The sequence below is a fragment of the Candidatus Omnitrophota bacterium genome (assembly GCA_028707125.1).
In the GTDB taxonomy this organism is placed as follows: Bacteria; Omnitrophota; Gorgyraeia; order Gygaellales; family JAQTUX01; genus JAQTUX01.
Genome location: JAQTUX010000001.1, coordinates 644,504 through 663,046, shown reverse-complemented (window position 1 = coordinate 663,046; position 18,543 = coordinate 644,504). Strand labels below are relative to the sequence as shown.

Here is an 18,543-nt window from a genome sequence, read left to right as displayed (position 1 = left end):
GCATCTAAACTGCAATTTCTTTTAGGAAATTATCCCTTCCGAACTCCTCTATCAGCAATGCCAGGCGCTGCCTGGGCTTAGCGTGCTCCTTATGGAACTTGACCACTTTCCCAATTAAAGGCAGGACCTCATCTTCGCTGAGGACCTTATCCAGCTTAAAGGCGTTCCTGGGCGTCCTGCCGCCGCAGCCTCCCAGATATACGACGAATCCAAATCGGGGATTCTTCGGATCCGAGGCATCGACCGCGCCGTGCAGCCCTATCTCTGAAGTTTGAGGCCGCACACAGGCATTGGGGCAGCCGGATATGGCTATCTTGAACTTATGGGGCAGATTCAATCCGCACGCTATCCCCAGCTCTTTTTCTATTCTCTCGGCAAGCGAAAAAGTATTGACCAGCCCTGACTTGCACCAATTATTTCCCGGGCAGCAGGTAGTGGTCCTAAGGCGCGGCCCCGATGTGCCGGTAAGTATGCCAGCGGACTTAAGCTCCTGCTCTACCCTGTCTATGTCTTCAAACCGGATAAACGGCACCTCTAACCCCTGCCTTGTGGTGGCATGGATAAAGCCCCTGCCGTATTTTGAGGCGATTTCGCTGAACTTATCCAGCTGCTCTTTACTGTATATGCCCCTGCTCATACGCGTCCTTAATACAAAAAAACCTTCCTGTTTTTGCCTCAAGAATCCGCGCTGCTTCAGCGCGTCATAATCTATATTTTCCATAATGCCTCTCTTGCCTTAGCCAGCGTTTTATCGACATCTTTTCTTGTGTGGGAAAAAGATAAAAAGTTTGCCTCAAATTCAGAAGGCGCGAAAAATACGCCAAGTTTCCGCATGGCGCCATAAAATTTCTCAAAATCGCCTTTGCGCTTGAATTTAAAACTGAACATCGCGCCAAAGCGGCTTATCTCGAAATCTATGTCGCGGGAAACCCCCTCTCTTTTTATCCCATCCGTAAGACGCGCTGTCAGGAGCTCCAGCCCCTTATACCCGCGCCTTAATGCTGAAAGTGTTTTAAGCGTTGCTATACCGGCAGCCATCACAACAGGATTGCCGGCAAAGGTGGATGCCTGATAAACCCTGCCCTCCGGAGCGAGATTCCGCATTATCCTCCGGCCGCCCCCATACGCGCCTACGGGTAAGCCGCCGCCGATGATCTTGCCTAAACAGACCAGATCAGGGGTCAGGCCTGAAATAGAGGCAAGCGCCCCGAAATGGAAACGAAACCCTGTGATCACCTCGTCAAAGATCAGCAATACCCCGTATTTACGGGTCAGCGATCTCGCGCTCTTCAGAAAAGCGATATCCGGGACAACGACCCCGTAGTTTGCGCCTGCCGGCTCAACTATAACCGCGGCAATATCCTTGCCGTATTTCCTGAAAACCCTCTCTAATCTTTCAATATCGCCGTAAGGCGAGATCAATGTATGCCGGATAAAGTCAAGCGGCACGCCTTTGCTCTGCGGAATGCCGAAAGTAGCCAGGCCTGAACCGGCCGAGGCAAGAAGATAGTCCGCGTGGCCATGGTATGAATTATTGAACTTGAGTATTTTATCCCTGCCTGTGCAGCCACGCGCCAGCCGTATCGCCCCCATAACCGCCTCGGTGCCGGAACTGACAAAGCGCAGCTTATCCACAAAGGGAACAGCCGTCTTTATCATCTCTGCCAACTCTATTTCCCGCTGATTGGTAGCTCCGAAACTCAAGCCGGATCGCGCCGCCTTACTGACGGCATTTATCACGGAAGGAAAGGCATGGCCGAGAATTAAACTTCCCCAGGAAAGCACATAATCAATGTATTCTTTACCGTCATAGTCATAAACACGGCATCCCCTGCCTCTCTTGATCAACAACGGCTCTTCGCCGACATAATTAAACGCCCGCACAGGGCTGTTCACCCCGCCGACAAGATGCCGTTGTGCCCTATTTAACAGGTTTTTCGTCACTCCCTGAGCCATCTCGCTATGTCCTTCGCATGATACGTAATGATAAGATCCGCGCCTGCTCGCTTGATCGACCCTATGGTCTCAAACACCATCTTTCTCTCATCCCAAAGGCCTGACTTTGCGCCGTATTTAACCATAGAATATTCCCCGCTGACATTATATGCCGCGAGCGGATGCTTAAATCTTAATTTGGCCTGCTTAACCACATCAAGATATGCCAGGGCCGGCTTAACCATCACCGCGCCCGCCCCTTCTCTGATATCATCGCCTATCCTTTTAATCGCCGCCTCCGCGTCATTGTAATCAAGTTGATATCCTTTCCTGTCGCCGAAAGCGGGCGCTGAATTGGCCGCCTGCCTGAACGGCCCGTAAAAATTTGAGGCGAATTTCGCGGAATAACCCATGATCTTTACCTTATTATAGCCGTTTTTATCCAACGCGCTTCTTATGGCTCTTACCTGGCCCCTTGCCATTGCAGAGGGCGCGACCCAGTCAGCCCCGGCTTCAGCATGCGAAATGGCGACATTAGACAGGGTTTCTAATGTATTTTTGTTATCAATGTTAACGCCGTTTTGCGCTTTTCGCTTTGCGCTTTTCGCTTTCAAGATTCCACAGTGCCCGTGTGTTGTATAGGCGCAAAGGCAGACATCGGTCATCACAATTAAAGCCGGGAATCTTTTCTTTATTCCCTCCACTGCCAGAGAAACAATGTTGTCTTCTTTATAAGCCGTGGTTCCCCTCGCGTCTTTGGTATCGGGGATGCCGAACAAGAGTATTTTATTCAGTCCCAATTTTCTGCTTTCCCCTATATCACTGAGCAGCCGGTCAAGGGAAAAACGGAATATGCCGGGAAAGGAATTGATCTCCTCTTTCTTGTTCTTTCCGCCAGTCACAAAATAGGGATAAATGAAGTCAGCGGTCCTTAAATTCATGTCCGTAAATTTTTTCCCCATATTTTATGATCTCTCCCACGATAAATACCGCCGGCGGCCTGACCGCGTATTTACGCGCCTTATAAGCGATATCCGCTAATGTGCCTACGGTGATCCTTTGCCTGTCGGTCGTCCCCTGCTCTATAAACGCGCAAGGCGTATTTTTGGCCATTCCCGATCTCAACACAGCATTAACCACGTTGTTTATATTCCCTACCGCCATAAGATAAACCAGGGTATCGCAAGCAGGGGCGTCAATGGGGCCGCCGCCGCTTTTTCTTCCGGTCAAAACCGCTACGGAAGAAAATTCCTTTCTTTTGGTCAAAGGGATGCCGAAACTTTCCGCGGCGGCAAAGGCCGAAGTAACTCCGGGAATGACCTCAAAATCAATGCCTTTCCTCTTTAGATACAACGCCTCTTCTATGCCGCGGCTGAAGACGAACGGGTCGCCGCCTTTTAAGCGGGCGATGATCTTATTCTCCGCGGCCTTTTGATAAAGCAATTTATTGATCTGCCTCTGCTCTAATAGATGCAGCCCGTCTTTTTTGCCCACGCAGATTATCTCCGCGCCTTTTTTGGCAAACCATAGAAGGTCTTTTGAAGCCAGGAAATCATACAATATGACGTCGGCCTGCCTCAGCCGCTTCAGGCCTTTGACGCTGATCAGCTCCCAGTCACCCGGGCCGGCGCCAATAAGATAGACCTTAGCTTTGCGCATATATCCTCTCTTGTTACTATTGATAAACTGCCCTGCTTTGGATGCGTCTGAAATACGTTCAGCGGAAATACCTCCGATATTTCTTTCTCTAAACCCAGCCGGATCAAAGCCGCGTGAGCGACAATAAGGCCGTCTATTTTCCCGGAGGCGATGAGAGATATCCTTTCTTCAATGGTGCCGCGGATATCGACTATTTGAAGGTCGGGCCTGAGAACCTTGATCTGGCTTTTCCTCCTGTTACTGCTGGTCCCCACTCTGCTTTTCACCGGCAATCTCTTTAATGCCAGCCCGTCCTTTGAGATAAAGGCGTCAAAGGGGCTTAAGGCCGCGGCCTCAAAGGCGACCGCCAAACCCGGCGTCAAACTCTGCGGTAAGTCCTTGCTGCTGTGCACTGCCAGATCTATCTCTCCCCTCAAAAGCGCCCGGTCAATGTCCCTGGTGAAAAAATCAGAGCCCTCGATCTCGGAAATAGGAGTTAGTTTATCCCTGTCCCCCGGGGTCTGATAAGTTACTGCCTTGAATCTTATTCCGGGGAATAATCTTTCTATCTCTTCAACCTGTTTTAACGCCAGCCGGCTCGGCCGCGTGCCTGTCCTTAATTTACGCATCTATCAAGTTATTATGTCGTTCAAAAGCGTCCTTTAGATCATCTGTATTTTTCAGGATTATCCCCTTGATCCCGCTTACGTCCGGCTCTACATCAAGCGGCATAGCCAGATCGTAAATGTAAAGAGGGGCCGCGCGTCCGACAGCAGCCGCTGAAACATCCTTTGCCTTGATAACGTAATGCGGGCTTAACGTCGCGCTGATCAACACATCTGTCGCGGCCAGTAACCGCGGCAGCTCCGCGAGATTGACCGCCTCACCGCCCGACCCCTTTGCCAGCAGCACCGCCTTCCTGAAATTTTTATGCGCGGCAAAGTTGATACGCGCCGGCTTAACGGGATATTGGGAAATGATCTCCGCTATTTTGCCAGTGCCTACGACCGTTATCTCAAGGGCCCGGCCTGATCTTATGCTGCGGCCTATGTCGTCAAAGACCACACCGGCTATGTTGTGGGAAGAATTGCCTGTCCCTGAGCTCAGGCGCGCGCCCTCAGACAACAGCAGCGCCTCCTGCCATAGCTCCTTAAGCGCGGAAGGAAAACCCTCATTAGACAACCAGGAATCAAGCTGGTTCAGTATCTGGCGCTCTCCCTTAAGCTGAGATTCCAGGCCCGATGCCAGGCGCGAGGCGTGAGAAAGAATATCCCGTCGGCCATATTTGATATACGCCCGCCTCAAGAAATCCGGAAATTGCCTGCCGAACTCATCAAAATAATAAAAGACGTCTTCGGCCTCCTTAACCACTCCGTATATCTCTATACGGTTGCAGGTAAAAAGCAAGGCCGTCCCTCCGTACGCTACGCGCCCCCAAAAATCCTCTATCTCCTTACGCCCGCGGTATAGCGCGCTACGGATACTTACGTCGGCCGTCTTATGATCTATTCCTATAAGATAAAAATACATCCCAGCGCTCCTTTAAGAAATTCTTTAAATCCCTGCTTAATACCGGGTCCCTGCCGTCAGTATAAACCGCGACCTTCACGCCCTTTACTGCTATCAAGGCAGGCGAAATATAGCTGCTTATCCGCGGAGCATCCACCACATTAACCAGCGCCTTGCGCTTCCTTGCCCAGGCGCTTACCTTTTTATTAATGCCGCTGTCGGATGTCGCGGCAATGACAATGCAGGCGCTCCTCAGGTCGTTTGATCTTACTGGCCGCGGCGTCCACTTAAGCCGCCCTGCTTTAACATGGCGCGCCAGGCCTTTGGTCAAAACCGGAGATACGACACTGACATCCGCCCCGGTCTTAAGCAGCGCCCTTGCCTTGCGCTCGGCAACCCTGCCTCCGCCCACAACAACGGCAGGCTTGTCTTCCAAATCAACACATATGGCATAATATCTTTTCATATTATTTGGATTTCAACGGCCTTGTGTGGATACCGCATTCTCCTCCGCATTTGCTAGTGCCTATCCAGCGGCCCGCTCGTTCATTGTCTTCATTCGTTATCCTGGTGCAGGGGGCGCAGCCTAATGACCTGTATCCTTCAGCATATAAAGGATTGACCTTAACGCCGTATAATGCCAGATATTGCCACACCTCCCTTTCCTTCCAGATCAGGATCGGGTTGAGCTTGATCAGCCCCTCATCCCTTTCTTCTATCTCTTTAAAATCCGTGCGCGTCCTGCCTTCGGTGCAGCGCAGGCCGGTTACCCAGCATTTTACGCCCATCTCTTCTACGGCGCGCTTCACCGGCTCGACCTTCAGGATATCACAGCACAGATCAGGATTCTTCCCGTAAAGCCCGTTCTCTATTTTCGCGTCGCTCTTATAGATCTTAAGCTCGGGATAATCAGCGGCTACTTCATTCATAAACTTTATTGTCTCAGGCGGCTTAAATCTGGTAGTAACGATAAAACCGCGTATTTTGGGGTTGACCTTCTTGGCCAGATCCCATACAGCGACAGAATCCTTGCCTAAACTGTTGGCCACGACTAACGAATCACCGTATACCTCGTATGCCTCCCTTATAAGCTGTTTGGATCTTTCAACCTTTTCCTTGAAATTAAGTGTTTCGACCAATGACCTTAAGTCATCCTTGTTTCGCAACAGGCTCATTTCTCCTCCTTTGTTTAGATCTGATATTCCGGCGGCTTTTGCCTGCCAAAGTTAACCTTGTTCCATAACCTCTCATGAAAATAATATAAGATTATCTTGACCGCGTCTGCGCTGCCGGCGATTATAAGGGTCTTTTTCATGTCCCTGCTTACGATATAGACGATAAGAGCGGTAAAACAAAACCCCAATAACCGCCAACTTACTGCTTTAGCGATACTACGCTTATGATCTTCCATGCCGTCATTTACCTTATAATCATAATCAAGTTAGTAATGTTTATATGACAAAATAATGTCAGCTTAATGGCTGACTCTCACTTACCTTAAATATAGTAGGTCGGCTGCTCGTTCTTAAGTTTAGCGGCCACGGCCTCAAGCGTTATCCCCTGTAAGCGCTTTACCGCTCCGGCGCTTATCTCATCCATTATATCCGAGATGATCTTGCGCGAGTCGATCCTCGCCGACGGCTTCCCCGGCTTAGGGCGATCAACTATGCTGCTGTCAATTGCCTTAAGGACATCCAAAAGGGTTATCAGGGATGGATGCCTTGCCAAAGAATACCCTCCTGATATGCCTCTCGCGCTGTTCACGATACCGGCATTTTTCAGGCGTATGAGCAGCTGCGTGAGAAAATTCCTGGGGATCCTCTGGCTCTGTGAAATTACGCTTAACCGGACAGGCGCATCCCCGTTATAACGCAGCGCCAGCTCTACCACCGCCCTGCAGGCGTAATCAGCTTTAGCAGACAACCTCATAATAAATCACTCCTTCAATACACTACTTAGTTGATAATATAAGTATACATAAGAAAAGGGCTCTGTCAAGTATTTTTTGAAAAAATCAAGGGCGCACCCTTGAAGGATGCGCCCCATCTTACCTGACACTATAAGCGCTTAAGCTACTGCCGCTTCCTCTCTTGAGTTGGAATACACTTTATTTTCTTTGCCGGTAAGAATTTTTGCTGCCTCCTGAGCTGCCTTCTTTCCGGAAAAGAGCATGCCCGCGAAGGTCGGGCCCATGCGAGGCAGCCCATAAACAGTAGCTGCTGCCATACCGCAGACGATCAGGCCCGGATGTATCTGGCCTGTTTTCTCTACCACTAAATCTTCAGAAGTGGCGACATCCATCGGCCCGAAATCCCGCAGTTTCAGCATCCCCCTTCTCTCCAAACTCTTTGCTACCCAGGCATCGTGGCCTGTGGCGTCAATGACCAGCTTTGACTCAAGGGCTATAGGGTCAACGCAGGTGATCTGCCGCGGCAGGGCCGCGACCGCCGCCCAATTGATCACCACGCCTTCCACGCGCTTATTCCTGTAAACCACGTCGTCAAATTTGGTCAGGTTAAGGATCTTTGCCCCGGCATCGCAGGCCGCGGAGATCAGTTTGGAGCAGGCATTTGGCCCGTCAGATATGAATAACCCTGCTTCAACTTCTTTATAGGGTATCTTCAACTCATCCAAGATCTCATCTGCCGGTTTTCTGAATGTCAGGGTATTCATAAAGTATCCTCCGACCCAGAACCCCCCTCCTATGTAATTGTTGCTTTCAATTATCAGCGTCTTAAACCCGGATGACGCCAGGCCTCTCGCCGCCACAAGGCCGCTGGGCCCCGCTCCCACGATAACCACATCCGAAACGATGTAATCCTGAAACCACTTGTTGAACTCTCCCACGATGGCCCTGCTGATCTGCGCTTCGGTCACCTTCTCAAACATCCCGCCCTCCTTTGTTAATAAAAAACCCTTATGCCGGATGCATAAGGGTCACATTTCTTCTTCCTTCCCTACGCTGGCATTATCCAGATCAGGTTCTTCGGGTAATCTGCTCACTCTGCAGAACTCTCAGGCCGCATTACGGCCTCCCCGTTTTTAAATCCGTTCACATTAAACCACGATCACCGCGTTCTGTCAATACAAAACGCGCGTTACAATCTTTTCAGCAGGTCCCGGGCGACCTTCCTGCCCGACAAAAGCATGCCCCCGAAGATAGGCCCCATTCTGGGCGCTCCGAATACGGCATTGGCGCACATACCGCACACATAGAGGCCCGGGCAGACCTCTTTTGAATTCTTTACAATGGTTTCTTCCGCCTTATCCGCCCACATTGACTGTTCGCCCATGATCTTTCCTGTCTTCGTATTCAGCCGTATGCCGGATTTTCTCTCCACGATACGCGCCACCTCGGCGGCGTGGCCCGTGGCGTCTACCACAAATTTAGCCGCCATAGTGATCGGGTCAACATGAAGATGGGCCATCTCAACCGCTGTCCAATTCAGGACCAGGCCGCGTACGCGCTTCTGCCTGACCATTACGTCTTCGGCGCTGATAAGGTTAAATATCTTCGCCCCTGCCTTTACCGCCTTTGAACATAAGGTAGAAACGCACTCAATGGAATCCGCCAGATAATAACCATCCCTGTTGGCCTTCGTCCTTACGCCGAACTCATCAAGGACCGCCCTGGCATCCTTCTGCACCACGATCTCATTGAACATTATGCCGCCGCCCCACATCCCGCCGCCGACAGACAGCTTTCTTTCAAAGATAGCCGCCTTCTTTCCGGCCTTGGCCAGATAATAAGCGCAGGTCAGGCCCGCGGGCCCGGCCCCCACAACTGCCACATCCACCTCTAAGGCCGCCTTCAGTTTCTCAAAATACGCTTCTATGATCGCCCGCGATATCTTAATGTCGTCTAACTTCATATGCCTCCTTTAATAAACTACCCCTATGCAGCCATAGAGGTTTATTTATTAAAACACGCGGCGCGCGCTATGTCAATATTATAGTTATATCTCTATAATCCCCCCTACTTTTACCTCGGAAAAATTACTGCCGTATTCTCTACGAAACAACATTATGGCATTCTGTCCGGAGCAATGAGAGGGCGCTGCCCTTTCAACACCCAGCCGCTTGAACTTCCTCACTATGCTCGCGATCACCATTTTAGGCCTATCCATCAAATGATAACCACCCAATACAAGATGGATATTCCCCGGAATATTTTGTTTAACATACTCTATGATCTTTACGATCCCCGGATGCGCGCAGCCGGTCATTATAGTCAGGCCCTTTTGCGTTTTCAAGACCAACGACTGTTCGGGCAGATAGCGAAAGATATATAATCCGGGCAACTCCCCTGTGCTCCATACATCTTTACATATCGAAACAACCTTGTCCGCTTCGACTAATTCTGCTCCGTAAGATCTTACTCTTCGCTTGAACTCCCTGCTAAAGCCGGGGCAGGCATAAACCTTAAGCCTATTGTTACGTTTCAGCACTGCCGGCAATCCGCCCTCATGGTCCCAGTGTTCATGGGATATTACTACTGCCTCTAACTCATCAATATCTACCCCCAAAGCCTCTATATTACTGAGAAAACAGCTTTCCCTGGGCCCGGTGTCAAAAAGGACCCTGTTGTCTATCAAGAACGAAAGGCCCCAACCCGCGCAAATGTCACTGCTTGAAACATTCTTATCAAAAATAACTTTTATTTGCATTTGAGTTAAACCTGTTAGTACCTCTCATCTCTTTTCTCCCGATATCGCCACAAAACCGCCCTTACCAAAACCTCTTTTGGGTTTCTCAATTGAATCCACCTTATCCGGAGTCCTGAATAATGTCTGATAATAAGAGAGATTAATAAACCCTGCCTCTTTGAGCAACCGCGCGGCCTCTTTAACGCTGAAAAACCTTGCCCGCTTATAAAAAATACTTTTCTTTCTCTGATAGAATTTACCTAAGAAACTATCCTTATCTATGATGCCGATAATAATCCTGCCGCTTTTTTTCAAGACCCTTTTGGCTTCTTTAAGAACTTTTTGAGGGTCTTTTACAAAACATAAAGTAATAATAATCGCCACGCGATCAAAGGTATCGTTTAAAAAAGGGACGTCTTCACCGAAACCAAAACGGACATTCACGCCTCTCTCCTGAGCGATCTCAAGCATATTACGCGAAGGGTCTATCCCCGTTGTAATGCCTAAAGCAGCGGCAAACCTGCCTGTGCCTACGCCAATTTCCAGCCCTTTTCCATCTCGCGGCAGCACCTTTTTTATGGCCTCCAGTTCCGATAAAAACGCGAATCTATGCCTGTCATACCAGGCATCATATTTCTTATAATATCTATCGAAAACATGAGTCATAAATCCAGATCTCCAAACAGGCCGTCGAAAAACCTCTTAAGGTGTTCATATTCCTCTTTCGACATGCTGTTTTTCCTGACCTCTTTCTCATTAAAAGAATAGCGGTAATTTGCGCAGTAGCTGCCGATAATATCCATCGCATGGTTTATCTTTTTGAACGCCTCCTCGCAGCGCTTTTTGTCCGCCTCTTTACATCGATCAGGATGATACTTCAGGCTAAGATCGCGGTAAGCGTCTTTTATTTCCTCCAAACTTGCGTATTCCCCTAATCCTAATAATTTCCTCGCTTCATCAATCTGCTTAAAATCTGCCATCGTCTTCACCTGAATACGCTCTAATTAAAGAGGTATTTGATTCCAATACCTCTTGTTTAAGATTCTTGTCATTTACATTAATTTCCATTTCTCATCCCCCTTTCTTTTGAAATGTCATCTTTGCTTCCTTAACAAAAAGTAAAGGAAATATAAAATCACTTACGCAACAGGGAAGCCAGACAGCAAGAAACAAAAATAAAAGTACGACGATATAAGAAACTAAATTTAATTCTTGGCCTGTCGCCATAATGATATGAAAGAGCGATGCCCAGGTGCTGATTAAAACATGCCCTGCGTGAGGGAACTTGGTTGTCGGCTTAAAATACGCGATGATAATGCCTGATATTGCCAGCGGATTAATCAGCCACCATTTCTCAATAAAACCTAAATGTATTTCTCTTTTTGGCATTTTAAGCAATACTTCTCCTAAGTAGGGAATAATGGAATCGCTGATCGTGGCAATGCCTACAGAGCCTATATAACCAATTATAAATAACATCCAGAGGTTACATTTGCCTTTTATATGCCTGCCGGGAGGACAAGAATGCAGTTTATATATAGCGGAGGTAACAAGCGCGCTTAAAACCACGTGGATAGGATGTAAGATGTAAAAAATATTGTAGGCTGCCTTTGATGGAAATCTTTGGAAAATGAGCATTATTACAATACCTGTTATTGCTCCAAAGATAGTAAAAGGAGTGTGTCTTTTTAATTCTTGAGAGATTTGTTTCAACATTCACCCCCCTTGCCGCTTCCCGATCATTGCATCGCTAATGGCGATCAGGCTGATTTCATCTTTTACAAACCCCGTCTCCTGAACAAGGCGGCGTATCGCACCTTTCCGTCCTGCCGCAGCAGGTTTGCCCTCCCTGAGAGCCAATTATGCGGCCGCCTTTAGACACGAAACTCGAGGAAAATATTTTATCTAAATTACCGCTGTTGCAGAAACTACACCTGATTTCAACGGCGTCATTAGTAACTCCGATCAAAAACTCGCTCACTTTACCGCAATCCCTGCATTTATATTCATAAATCGGCATATTTCCTGCCCCTCCTTCTTGTATGCAGCCTTAATTTGAACTTTTCTAACAGGCCCAAATAATCTATGATTAATCTTCCGCTTAAGTGATCTATCTCATGCTGGAGCACCCTTGCCAAAAGCCCCTGCGCCTTGAATTCAACTGCCATCCCTGACTCATTCAAACCGCTTACAATAATTTCATTCGGCCTGTCTATAATAACACCTATGCCGGGAATACTCAGGCATCCCTCCTCCATTTTATCCGATCCTTTTGTATTTAAGATTACCGGGTCGGCCAATCTTATCGGGCCTTCACCTATATCCACAACTATCAATCTTTTTAAAATCCCGATTTGCGGGGCCGCTAAACCAATACCGGCAAAATGACGCATAGTAAAGAACATCTCCTCAAAAAGCCTGGTTTCTTTATCGGTAATTTCTTTTACATCCAGAGATTTGTTCCGTAAAACGCTATCGGGGTATTTCTTAATTTTTAAGGGTTCCATTTTTCTTTAAATTATAGAGTAATACTATATTCCCCATTTTACAGCCGGTTTCCTTTGCCACCACCGGGCATTTGACCATAAACAAGAAAAAAATAGGCCTTTTTTCTTGTGATAAAGATTCGAAATTTCCCTGGCCCTTGCTGATTACTAAATCAGCGCTCTTATAAATCCGCTTAAATTCTTTTGAGCATAAGGAAAGTATCGTGCCCGGGGCTTCAGTACCGTTAGAGATCACCCTTGCCTCTTTATCAATTCCGCAGGCCTTTGCGTCTTCTAGCAAGGCGTCATTTATAATAGGCCTTGCCTTAACAGCGTAATAAATATTCTTATCCGGATACTCTTTTTTCATTTCTTCAATTAAAACCCGGTCGAAGACAACCTCTCCGGCATTATCAGCCAGATATAAAATATCTACCGCCCCTTTTAATGCCCGCCTGAATTCTGAATAATGAAATATGGATTTTCTATGAATGCTCTTACGTTCTTGCGCGAGTATCCTCTTCAATTCCGCTTTTACATTTAAATTATTTTTAACGCCAAAATCTATAATATTGCCGGCAATTGCCAGCTCTAACGCTGCCAAGATTCGGTCCCGGGAATGATCAATTTTATTCCTTAATTTACCTAATAGCCGTAAAGCAATACGATTGCTTCTTTGCTTTATTTGTTTATAAGGATCGCCGTTGGGGCTTATTCTTTTTAAAAGGGCGTATCCAAACCCGGCTATTTCGGGAGGGCTGGCTTCAAGCGAAATCTCCGGTATCTTCCTGGCAAATGCGTCTATAATCTGCTTTTGTTGTTTTGGCGATGCCTGAACGATTCGCGCGCCCTCCAGCGCCTGGCGGAAGAAGCAAGGGACGCAATCTAAATAGGTCTTCATGCTTTTATCCTATTCTTATCGTCTAACACAATTATCCTGGGCCTGGATATCTGCGCCTGACCGGCATTGCATTATTTAACCTTGCCCCTTCTTTTCAATGTGTCTTCATCGCTTACGGGCTTAACCTTTTTTATCCCGGCTTCATAAACAGATATTACCTTTAAACCTTCAAAATATCTTTTTATTTCATCCAATTCTTGCCTGGACAGAGGCTTTACTCTGCACGGCCTAAGAGGCGTATTAAGCTGGACTTCATCAGGATTTATCTCTTTTGCGATCTTCGCGATCTCCGGAGCATGATTTTTATTTTGCTCTATAAACATAATCTGCAATGCCAATTTTCCCAAATAACGGCTTTTAAAATCTTTTATTGCCTGGATAATAGTATCGACCTTAATATCTTTCATCGGTTGGTTAACCAGCTCAAATACCTTTTGCGAAACAGCGTCTAATTTGGCAACAACAAAATCCGCGCAAAATATGTCCTTTTGAACGTCTTCTCTGTGTATCAACGAAGAATTTGTCAGCACCGCGACCTTTTCGTTCCTTATTTTTTTTACGGCCTTTATCATTTGTCCTAAGTTGCCGGCTAAGGTAGGCTCACCGGTGCCGGAAAAGGTTATATAATCTATAGTCAACGGCGGCAGCGAATCCAATTCATCCATTATCTCTGCCGCCGGAACCAGCGCCTTTCGTTCACCGGTAAAAATCCCGCCTGTGCCCAATTGGCAGTAAATGCAGTTAAATGTGCATACCTTTGCGCCCTGCGAAAGAGGGTCTATCCCCAGTGAACTGCCCAGCCGCCAGGAAGGCACAGGCCCATAAATATATTTATAAGTTTTACTACTCATTCAAACCTTATATTTAATCCACGAATAGGTCGAACATCCTTCTCGGGATACCGACCGCCAATTTATCCCTTCGCATGTCGGCTAACCTGCGTGAATCATCACAACCAAAGGAAAAACTTATCTTTTCCTCTAAATATGTCCTTACCGCTATCCCCCCGCAAACAGCCATCATTGTACACAGAGAAACATCCAGGCTGCTGCCTTTTTTATTATGATAGACCTTTATCAATTCCATAACCTGCTGGGGCGGCATATACGACATAACAAGGTCAGGGGCATCTTCGGTATTCAGCCCTATATGCTCGAAGGCGTCTTGTAAGCGAGGCGATCGTGACAGTATAGATTCCAGGGTATCCGCCTGCGCGCCTCTCTTATCGCCGCAGCCCTGCAAAAGCATGTCTTGGGAAAGAGCGTTCCAGCCAAAGGCATGCTGCGCGCCGGAGCATATAACGCTCTCCTTATCCAGCAAAACGGGGTATAAAATCGCCTCTTTTGTTGCCTCGCAAAATCTTACCCCCTTTAATCGTTTAGCTTCGCACTCCGGTTTCTCCCGGTAAAATTTCACCTTAATCCAATGGCTCCCGAACTTATCAGAAAACCTTTGATGAATATTTTCCATTTCATCCTCCCTCTTGAACAGGTTATTTCAGGCTATCCTGTATTGCCTGCCAGGCACGCATAATTTCATGCCCGGCCTTGCCGATGCCATATTCTATTATGGTCTTACCTTCGACCATCGCCTCTACTATAGATTTATCAAAGGGGACCTTCCCGATCAAATCAAGATTATTATTCCTGCAATACCCCTCTATTTTCCCTGTCATATCAACGTTAATATCATATTTGTTTATTATCAACTTGCTTGCGATGCCGAAATGCCTGGCCACACCTATAACCCTGTCCGCGTCGTGAAGCCCGGAAAGGGTGGGCTCTGTGACCACTACCGCGTAATCAATGCCGGAAAGAGACGCGATAACAGGGCATCCTATGCCCGGGGCCCCGTCAATGATCACCCAATCGCAATTACGCTTCTCTGCCAGTTCTTTTGCCTGCTTCCTTACCAGAGAAACAAGTTTCCCGGAATTCTCTTCGGCAATGCCGAGTTTCGCGTGCACCATAGGGCCGAATCGCGTTTCTGAAATAAACCATTCACCTGCAAGATTCTCTTCCATTCTTATAGCGCCAACCGGACAAATATGGCTGCAAAAAGCGCACCCTTCGCAGGAAACAGGGTCAATCACGAAATCATCGCTTATCGCGCTGAATCTGCAGGCCGCAAGGCATTGTCCGCACTTCAAGCAGGTTTTTTTATCAATCGAGGCGCTCAGGCCGCTCCTGAAATCATGGCGTTCTTTGATCTCTGGCTGCAATAATAAATGTAAATCCGCGGCATCAACATCGCAGTCAGCCATGACCTTATTCTTTGCTAACGCGGCAAACGCTCCGGTAATTACGGTCTTGCCCGTACCGCCCTTTCCGCTAATGATAACTATCTGTTTCATATATGCTCCAAAACTCAAAACTACATCTTGCCCAAAGCATCCTGAGCCGCTAATACAATCGGATACATAGTAGGCGCGCTTGTCAAATATGGATGCGTTGCCATCTGCAATGTCTCTAATTCTGTAATAGAAACTCTTTTTTGAATGGCCATGCCGATAATATTAATCATCTCTCCCGCGGATATCCCTCCAAAAACCTGCCCTCCCATTAATATCCCGGACTGTTTAGCGAAAATCAATCTCACTTTAACCTTATTTGCCCCGGGTAAACTCTTGGGATGCTTGTCTACCCCTTCCGTGTTTCCTATTATAATTTCAAACCCCTCCTTTTTAGCGCTTGTTTCCGTAAGCCCTGCCGAACCTAAAACCAGCCCATCCACATATGTGGAGTAGATTGCGATTGTCCCTTTATTTTCGCGCACAACCTTTAATTGATAAAGATTCGCTCCCGCGACCCTTGCTTCAGCAGTAGCGGTTGAAGCAAGCATAACCGCAGTATCCCTGCGCGTATAAAAATCTCTTTTGCCCGCGCAATCCCCTACCGCAAAAATATCGGGATCAGAAGTACGCATATATTCATCCACCCACAGCCCCTTTCCCTTGCCTAAGTCCAAATCCGCGTCAGTTGCAAGCTTTGTATTAGGAAGCGCGCCTATCCCTAAAATAATGCTATCCACCTTTAAATCCTTGCCATTCTCAAACCGTACGCCTTCTACCTTTCCCTTACCCAAAATCTCAACAATCTTGCTATTTAAGATAATATTAACGCCTTTACTTTTCAGTTTTTCTTCAACCAATGATGAAAAATCCCTATCAAAAGAATTCGCCAATAATCCCTGAAGAACCTCTGCCAAATGCACGCTAATTTCCGGGAGTTTCGAAATCTCATCCGCAAACTCTACCCCTATAAAACCTCCCCCTATAATCAAAACGCTTTTTGCCTTTTTAATTTCTTCAACGCAAGCTTTAAGATAATCCATGTCTTTATGTATGGGATAGACGCCTTTCTTATCAATACCGGGAATTTTTGGAATAATAGGCGAAGAACCTGCGGCTAAAATCAACTTTTCATAAGCGTATTCATCGCCCTTTTTTGTTTCCACGCTCTTTTTGCCCCGGTTGATCTTAAATGCCTCATCAACCACAACTTTAATGTTATTCTTCGCTAAAGCATCTGTCCCCAAAATATTATCCTGGGGATTCTTTAGGCTCGAGAACATATACGGGATCCCGCAAGGAATACAGCCATTATTTACATCCTTTATCACCAAAATATTCTTATCCGTATAATACCTCCTGGCTGTAACCGCGGTTACCATTCCGGCGGGACCGGCGCCGATGATAAGAATATCCGCTTTCTTATTCATAGAATCGCTCCTTTAACGAAGTTTTCCATTTTTTATTGTATTAAAAAGACCATAAAAATCTTTCTTATACTCCGGAAATGCCTTAACCATAGGCTCTCCCGTGGAATAAGCCACGGCTATCTCTTTTTTAAACGGTATCCTCATTAAAATAGGGATATTTTCTTTCCTGCAGTATTCCTCGGTTTCAGTATTTCCTAAGTCAGCGCGGTTAATTACGACGCCAAAAGGGGTTTTGAGCTTTCTTAATACCTCAACCGCTAAAATCAGGTCATTCAAACCAAAGGGGGTCGGCTCAGTAACTAATACGCAAAAGTCACTGCCTTTGATTGAAGCAACTACAGGGCAGGATGTACCCGGAGGAACGTCTATAATAACGGTTTTCCCGGGATTTATATGCTCTTTGACCTGCCGGATAAGCGGCGGAGACATTGCTTCGCCGATATTAAGTTTTCCATGAACAAATTCTATTTCGCCGCGATTGCCCATCTCTACAACGCCGATCTCCCTATTGACTTCTTTTATCGCGCCCTGAGGGCAGAGAGCGCTGCAGGCGCCGCATCCATGGCATAGCTGCGCGAATACCAGGGTAGCGCCCTTTTTCCCATTTTGCGACGGAAGGATCGCTATAGCGTTATAAACGCAAACTTGGGCGCATTTGCCGCAGTAATTACATTTTGATTCATCGATTTCAGGAACAGGGATATACGCCTTTTCCTTTTCTTTGATTTGGGGTTTAAGAAAAATGTGGGCGTTGGGTTCTTCCACATCGCAATCGAGGAATTGCACATTATCAATAGATAAAGCCAGGTTGACCGCGACCGTCGTCTTCCCTGTTCCGCCTTTCCCGCTTGCCACTGAAATAACCATATTTCTTATCCTTGAGTTCGTTCGGCTATAAGTACTTTCTGGACTTCACTCCGGTACTCCCTGACAGCAAATCCTTTCACAATGAAATACTCCCCTGCCTCACTTAAACGATGTTTAAAATAATCATGCGTGCGTCCTTCAGCGCTATGACAGGCGTTAATTATCTCCAATCCTTTATCGTTAAAATCGCTTAAGACCGCTTTGCCGCCCTGGCGCAAAAGACGGACCATCTCATTTAAAACTGCCACGGGTTTTTCTAAATGATGAAAGACATTGATAGAAAATATGGTATCAAAGCTTCGGTCTGAAAAACTTAAATGCCCGGCATCCTCAATTTTAAAAATGGCCTGCCTTTCCAGACCGGAATACCGCAGGTTTAACATAGCGATCTCTTGTTCCTGCCTGGAAATATCTACGCTTATAAAACTATAGCCGCGCCTTGCCAAGGCAAGCGCAAAATGACCTTTACCGGTACCGATCTCAAGTATCTCTCCGGAAATAGGCAGGGATCTATCGAGGATAAAATCTCTTTCCTTTTCTAAATCGTAACCGAAGCTTCGGTAAAAGCGGGCTCTTTCTAAATACTTTTTATGATTCTCTAAAACCTCTTTGTCCAAAATCCGATCCTTATTCTCTTACCATCCTTATGCCGCATTTAGGGCAGTTCATTGAGGCACAAGGCGTGCCTGCCTGATGGGTGACTTTGGCCCCGCAACCTGGACAGACACAATTTCCTCCCGGGCCTGCCGCGCCTCTTCTGCCTCTACCCATGCCCCTTCCCATTCCCGATCCTTGCCCCATAGGGCCGGTTCCATCTCCTCTTGGCATAGTAATCGCCTCC

Annotated in this window: 26 protein-coding genes and 1 riboswitch; all 26 genes read right to left on the bottom strand. The window is 47.1% G+C overall.

Annotated elements, in window-relative coordinates:
- Positions 1 to 4: 4 nt before the first annotated feature.
- The 26 genes from PHR44_03275 to PHR44_03150 all read right to left on the bottom strand — a co-directional run bounded on the left by PHR44_03275 (position 5) and on the right by PHR44_03150 (position 18,530).
- Positions 5 to 721, bottom strand: a complete 717-nt coding sequence (locus PHR44_03275; protein ID MDD4909685.1) for a hypothetical protein — start codon at positions 719 to 721, stop codon at positions 5 to 7.
- Positions 709 to 1,956, bottom strand: coding sequence for a glutamate-1-semialdehyde 2,1-aminomutase (locus PHR44_03270; protein ID MDD4909684.1), 1,248 nt, complete (start codon positions 1,954 to 1,956; stop codon positions 709 to 711). The genes PHR44_03275 and PHR44_03270 overlap by 13 nt, the downstream gene beginning before the upstream one ends.
- On the bottom strand, positions 1,941 to 2,897 hold the full coding sequence (gene hemB / locus PHR44_03265; GenBank protein ID MDD4909683.1) for a porphobilinogen synthase: 957 nt from the start codon (positions 2,895 to 2,897) through the stop codon (positions 1,941 to 1,943). Before hemB ends, PHR44_03270 begins: the two co-directional genes overlap by 16 nt.
- The gene (gene cobA, locus PHR44_03260) at positions 2,857 to 3,594 is read right to left on the bottom strand and encodes a uroporphyrinogen-III C-methyltransferase (GenBank protein ID MDD4909682.1); all 738 of its coding nucleotides are present in this window, start codon (positions 3,592 to 3,594) and stop codon (positions 2,857 to 2,859) included. The genes hemB and cobA overlap by 41 nt, the downstream gene beginning before the upstream one ends.
- Positions 3,540 to 4,202, bottom strand: a complete 663-nt coding sequence (gene hemC, locus PHR44_03255) for a hydroxymethylbilane synthase (GenBank protein ID MDD4909681.1) — start codon at positions 4,200 to 4,202, stop codon at positions 3,540 to 3,542. Before hemC ends, cobA begins: the two co-directional genes overlap by 55 nt.
- Positions 4,195 to 5,103 carry a hypothetical protein gene (locus PHR44_03250; protein MDD4909680.1) on the bottom strand — a complete coding sequence of 303 codons (909 nt, stop codon included), beginning with the start codon at positions 5,101 to 5,103 and terminating at the stop codon, positions 4,195 to 4,197. The genes hemC and PHR44_03250 overlap by 8 nt, the downstream gene beginning before the upstream one ends.
- Entirely contained in the window at positions 5,072 to 5,548 is a 477-nt protein-coding gene (locus PHR44_03245; GenBank protein MDD4909679.1) for a bifunctional precorrin-2 dehydrogenase/sirohydrochlorin ferrochelatase, read from the bottom strand. The genes PHR44_03250 and PHR44_03245 overlap by 32 nt, the downstream gene beginning before the upstream one ends.
- A 1-nt stretch (position 5,549) precedes the next feature.
- Positions 5,550 to 6,257 (bottom strand): phosphoadenylyl-sulfate reductase, encoded by a 708-nt coding sequence (locus PHR44_03240; GenBank protein ID MDD4909678.1) that lies wholly within the window; start codon positions 6,255 to 6,257, stop codon positions 5,550 to 5,552.
- Between the two features lie 14 nt (positions 6,258 to 6,271).
- Positions 6,272 to 6,493, bottom strand: coding sequence for a DUF2061 domain-containing protein (locus PHR44_03235; GenBank protein MDD4909677.1), 222 nt, complete (start codon positions 6,491 to 6,493; stop codon positions 6,272 to 6,274).
- 86 nt (positions 6,494 to 6,579) lie between these two features.
- The gene (locus PHR44_03230; GenBank protein ID MDD4909676.1) at positions 6,580 to 7,011 is read right to left on the bottom strand and encodes an Rrf2 family transcriptional regulator; all 432 of its coding nucleotides are present in this window, start codon (positions 7,009 to 7,011) and stop codon (positions 6,580 to 6,582) included.
- A 138-nt stretch (positions 7,012 to 7,149) separates the two neighbouring features.
- Positions 7,150 to 7,971 carry a sulfide-dependent adenosine diphosphate thiazole synthase gene (locus PHR44_03225; protein MDD4909675.1) on the bottom strand — a complete coding sequence of 274 codons (822 nt, stop codon included), beginning with the start codon at positions 7,969 to 7,971 and terminating at the stop codon, positions 7,150 to 7,152.
- 48 nt (positions 7,972 to 8,019) lie between these two features.
- A riboswitch (TPP riboswitch) is annotated at positions 8,020 to 8,131 on the bottom strand.
- Between the two features lie 49 nt (positions 8,132 to 8,180).
- Positions 8,181 to 8,954: a sulfide-dependent adenosine diphosphate thiazole synthase gene (locus PHR44_03220; protein MDD4909674.1), complete on the bottom strand. Its 774-nt coding sequence runs from the start codon at positions 8,952 to 8,954 to the stop codon at positions 8,181 to 8,183.
- A gap of 84 nt (positions 8,955 to 9,038) precedes the next feature.
- Positions 9,039 to 9,749: an MBL fold metallo-hydrolase gene (locus PHR44_03215; protein MDD4909673.1), complete on the bottom strand. Its 711-nt coding sequence runs from the start codon at positions 9,747 to 9,749 to the stop codon at positions 9,039 to 9,041.
- Between the two features lie 24 nt (positions 9,750 to 9,773).
- Entirely contained in the window at positions 9,774 to 10,394 is a 621-nt protein-coding gene (locus tag PHR44_03210; GenBank protein MDD4909672.1) for a class I SAM-dependent methyltransferase, read from the bottom strand.
- Positions 10,391 to 10,708: a DnaJ domain-containing protein gene (locus PHR44_03205; GenBank protein MDD4909671.1), complete on the bottom strand. Its 318-nt coding sequence runs from the start codon at positions 10,706 to 10,708 to the stop codon at positions 10,391 to 10,393. Before PHR44_03205 ends, PHR44_03210 begins: the two co-directional genes overlap by 4 nt.
- Positions 10,709 to 10,799: 91 nt before the next feature.
- Positions 10,800 to 11,444 carry a hypothetical protein gene (locus PHR44_03200; protein MDD4909670.1) on the bottom strand — a complete coding sequence of 215 codons (645 nt, stop codon included), beginning with the start codon at positions 11,442 to 11,444 and terminating at the stop codon, positions 10,800 to 10,802.
- Positions 11,445 to 11,499: 55 nt separating this feature from the next.
- A complete protein-coding gene (locus PHR44_03195) occupies positions 11,500 to 11,748 on the bottom strand; it encodes a zinc ribbon domain-containing protein (protein ID MDD4909669.1) in 249 nt (82 codons plus the stop codon).
- Positions 11,735 to 12,235, bottom strand: a complete 501-nt coding sequence (def, locus tag PHR44_03190) for a peptide deformylase (protein MDD4909668.1) — start codon at positions 12,233 to 12,235, stop codon at positions 11,735 to 11,737. The genes PHR44_03195 and def overlap by 14 nt, the downstream gene beginning before the upstream one ends.
- Entirely contained in the window at positions 12,216 to 13,115 is a 900-nt protein-coding gene (locus PHR44_03185; protein MDD4909667.1) for an ARMT1-like domain-containing protein, read from the bottom strand. Before PHR44_03185 ends, def begins: the two co-directional genes overlap by 20 nt.
- Before the next feature lie 71 nt (positions 13,116 to 13,186).
- A complete protein-coding gene (locus tag PHR44_03180; protein ID MDD4909666.1) occupies positions 13,187 to 13,966 on the bottom strand; it encodes a radical SAM protein in 780 nt (259 codons plus the stop codon).
- Between the two features lie 13 nt (positions 13,967 to 13,979).
- Positions 13,980 to 14,585, bottom strand: a complete 606-nt coding sequence (locus tag PHR44_03175; protein MDD4909665.1) for a DUF169 domain-containing protein — start codon at positions 14,583 to 14,585, stop codon at positions 13,980 to 13,982.
- 22 nt (positions 14,586 to 14,607) lie between these two features.
- Entirely contained in the window at positions 14,608 to 15,468 is an 861-nt protein-coding gene (locus tag PHR44_03170; GenBank protein MDD4909664.1) for an ATP-binding protein, read from the bottom strand.
- Positions 15,469 to 15,488: 20 nt separating this feature from the next.
- Positions 15,489 to 16,835: an FAD-dependent oxidoreductase gene (locus PHR44_03165; GenBank protein ID MDD4909663.1), complete on the bottom strand. Its 1,347-nt coding sequence runs from the start codon at positions 16,833 to 16,835 to the stop codon at positions 15,489 to 15,491.
- Between the two features lie 12 nt (positions 16,836 to 16,847).
- Positions 16,848 to 17,702, bottom strand: a complete 855-nt coding sequence (locus PHR44_03160; GenBank protein ID MDD4909662.1) for an ATP-binding protein — start codon at positions 17,700 to 17,702, stop codon at positions 16,848 to 16,850.
- 5 nt (positions 17,703 to 17,707) lie between these two features.
- Positions 17,708 to 18,319, bottom strand: coding sequence for a class I SAM-dependent methyltransferase (locus tag PHR44_03155; protein MDD4909661.1), 612 nt, complete (start codon positions 18,317 to 18,319; stop codon positions 17,708 to 17,710).
- A 10-nt stretch (positions 18,320 to 18,329) separates the two neighbouring features.
- The gene (locus tag PHR44_03150) at positions 18,330 to 18,530 is read right to left on the bottom strand and encodes a hypothetical protein (protein MDD4909660.1); all 201 of its coding nucleotides are present in this window, start codon (positions 18,528 to 18,530) and stop codon (positions 18,330 to 18,332) included.
- Positions 18,531 to 18,543 lie beyond the last annotated feature (13 nt).

What these genes read in the sequence shown, in the direction of transcription:
- PHR44_03210 (MDD4909672.1), bottom strand. Translation starts at nt 10,394, where the DNA reads ATGACTCATGTTTTCGATAGATATTATAAGAAATATGATGCCTGGTAT.
- PHR44_03195 (MDD4909669.1), bottom strand. Translation starts at nt 11,748, where the DNA reads ATGCCGATTTATGAATATAAATGCAGGGATTGCGGTAAAGTGAGCGAG.
- PHR44_03275 (MDD4909685.1), bottom strand. Translation starts at nt 721, where the DNA reads ATGGAAAATATAGATTATGACGCGCTGAAGCAGCGCGGATTCTTGAGG.
- PHR44_03235 (MDD4909677.1), bottom strand. Translation starts at nt 6,493, where the DNA reads ATGGAAGATCATAAGCGTAGTATCGCTAAAGCAGTAAGTTGGCGGTTA.
- hemB (MDD4909683.1), bottom strand. Translation starts at nt 2,897, where the DNA reads ATGGGGAAAAAATTTACGGACATGAATTTAAGGACCGCTGACTTCATT.
- PHR44_03245 (MDD4909679.1), bottom strand. Translation starts at nt 5,548, where the DNA reads ATGAAAAGATATTATGCCATATGTGTTGATTTGGAAGACAAGCCTGCC.
- PHR44_03220 (MDD4909674.1), bottom strand. Translation starts at nt 8,954, where the DNA reads ATGAAGTTAGACGACATTAAGATATCGCGGGCGATCATAGAAGCGTAT.
- cobA (MDD4909682.1), bottom strand. Translation starts at nt 3,594, where the DNA reads ATGCGCAAAGCTAAGGTCTATCTTATTGGCGCCGGCCCGGGTGACTGG.
- hemC (MDD4909681.1), bottom strand. Translation starts at nt 4,202, where the DNA reads ATGCGTAAATTAAGGACAGGCACGCGGCCGAGCCGGCTGGCGTTAAAA.
- PHR44_03270 (MDD4909684.1), bottom strand. Translation starts at nt 1,956, where the DNA reads ATGGCTCAGGGAGTGACGAAAAACCTGTTAAATAGGGCACAACGGCAT.
- PHR44_03240 (MDD4909678.1), bottom strand. Translation starts at nt 6,257, where the DNA reads ATGAGCCTGTTGCGAAACAAGGATGACTTAAGGTCATTGGTCGAAACA.
- PHR44_03160 (MDD4909662.1), bottom strand. Translation starts at nt 17,702, where the DNA reads ATGGTTATTTCAGTGGCAAGCGGGAAAGGCGGAACAGGGAAGACGACG.
- PHR44_03205 (MDD4909671.1), bottom strand. Translation starts at nt 10,708, where the DNA reads ATGGCAGATTTTAAGCAGATTGATGAAGCGAGGAAATTATTAGGATTA.
- PHR44_03175 (MDD4909665.1), bottom strand. Translation starts at nt 14,585, where the DNA reads ATGGAAAATATTCATCAAAGGTTTTCTGATAAGTTCGGGAGCCATTGG.
- PHR44_03215 (MDD4909673.1), bottom strand. Translation starts at nt 9,749, where the DNA reads ATGCAAATAAAAGTTATTTTTGATAAGAATGTTTCAAGCAGTGACATT.
- PHR44_03185 (MDD4909667.1), bottom strand. Translation starts at nt 13,115, where the DNA reads ATGAAGACCTATTTAGATTGCGTCCCTTGCTTCTTCCGCCAGGCGCTG.
- PHR44_03150 (MDD4909660.1), bottom strand. Translation starts at nt 18,530, where the DNA reads ATGCCAAGAGGAGATGGAACCGGCCCTATGGGGCAAGGATCGGGAATG.
- def (MDD4909668.1), bottom strand. Translation starts at nt 12,235, where the DNA reads ATGGAACCCTTAAAAATTAAGAAATACCCCGATAGCGTTTTACGGAAC.
- PHR44_03230 (MDD4909676.1), bottom strand. Translation starts at nt 7,011, where the DNA reads ATGAGGTTGTCTGCTAAAGCTGATTACGCCTGCAGGGCGGTGGTAGAG.
- PHR44_03250 (MDD4909680.1), bottom strand. Translation starts at nt 5,103, where the DNA reads ATGTATTTTTATCTTATAGGAATAGATCATAAGACGGCCGACGTAAGT.
- PHR44_03165 (MDD4909663.1), bottom strand. Translation starts at nt 16,835, where the DNA reads ATGAATAAGAAAGCGGATATTCTTATCATCGGCGCCGGTCCCGCCGGA.
- PHR44_03200 (MDD4909670.1), bottom strand. Translation starts at nt 11,444, where the DNA reads ATGTTGAAACAAATCTCTCAAGAATTAAAAAGACACACTCCTTTTACT.
- PHR44_03225 (MDD4909675.1), bottom strand. Translation starts at nt 7,971, where the DNA reads ATGTTTGAGAAGGTGACCGAAGCGCAGATCAGCAGGGCCATCGTGGGA.
- PHR44_03180 (MDD4909666.1), bottom strand. Translation starts at nt 13,966, where the DNA reads ATGAGTAGTAAAACTTATAAATATATTTATGGGCCTGTGCCTTCCTGG.
- PHR44_03170 (MDD4909664.1), bottom strand. Translation starts at nt 15,468, where the DNA reads ATGAAACAGATAGTTATCATTAGCGGAAAGGGCGGTACGGGCAAGACC.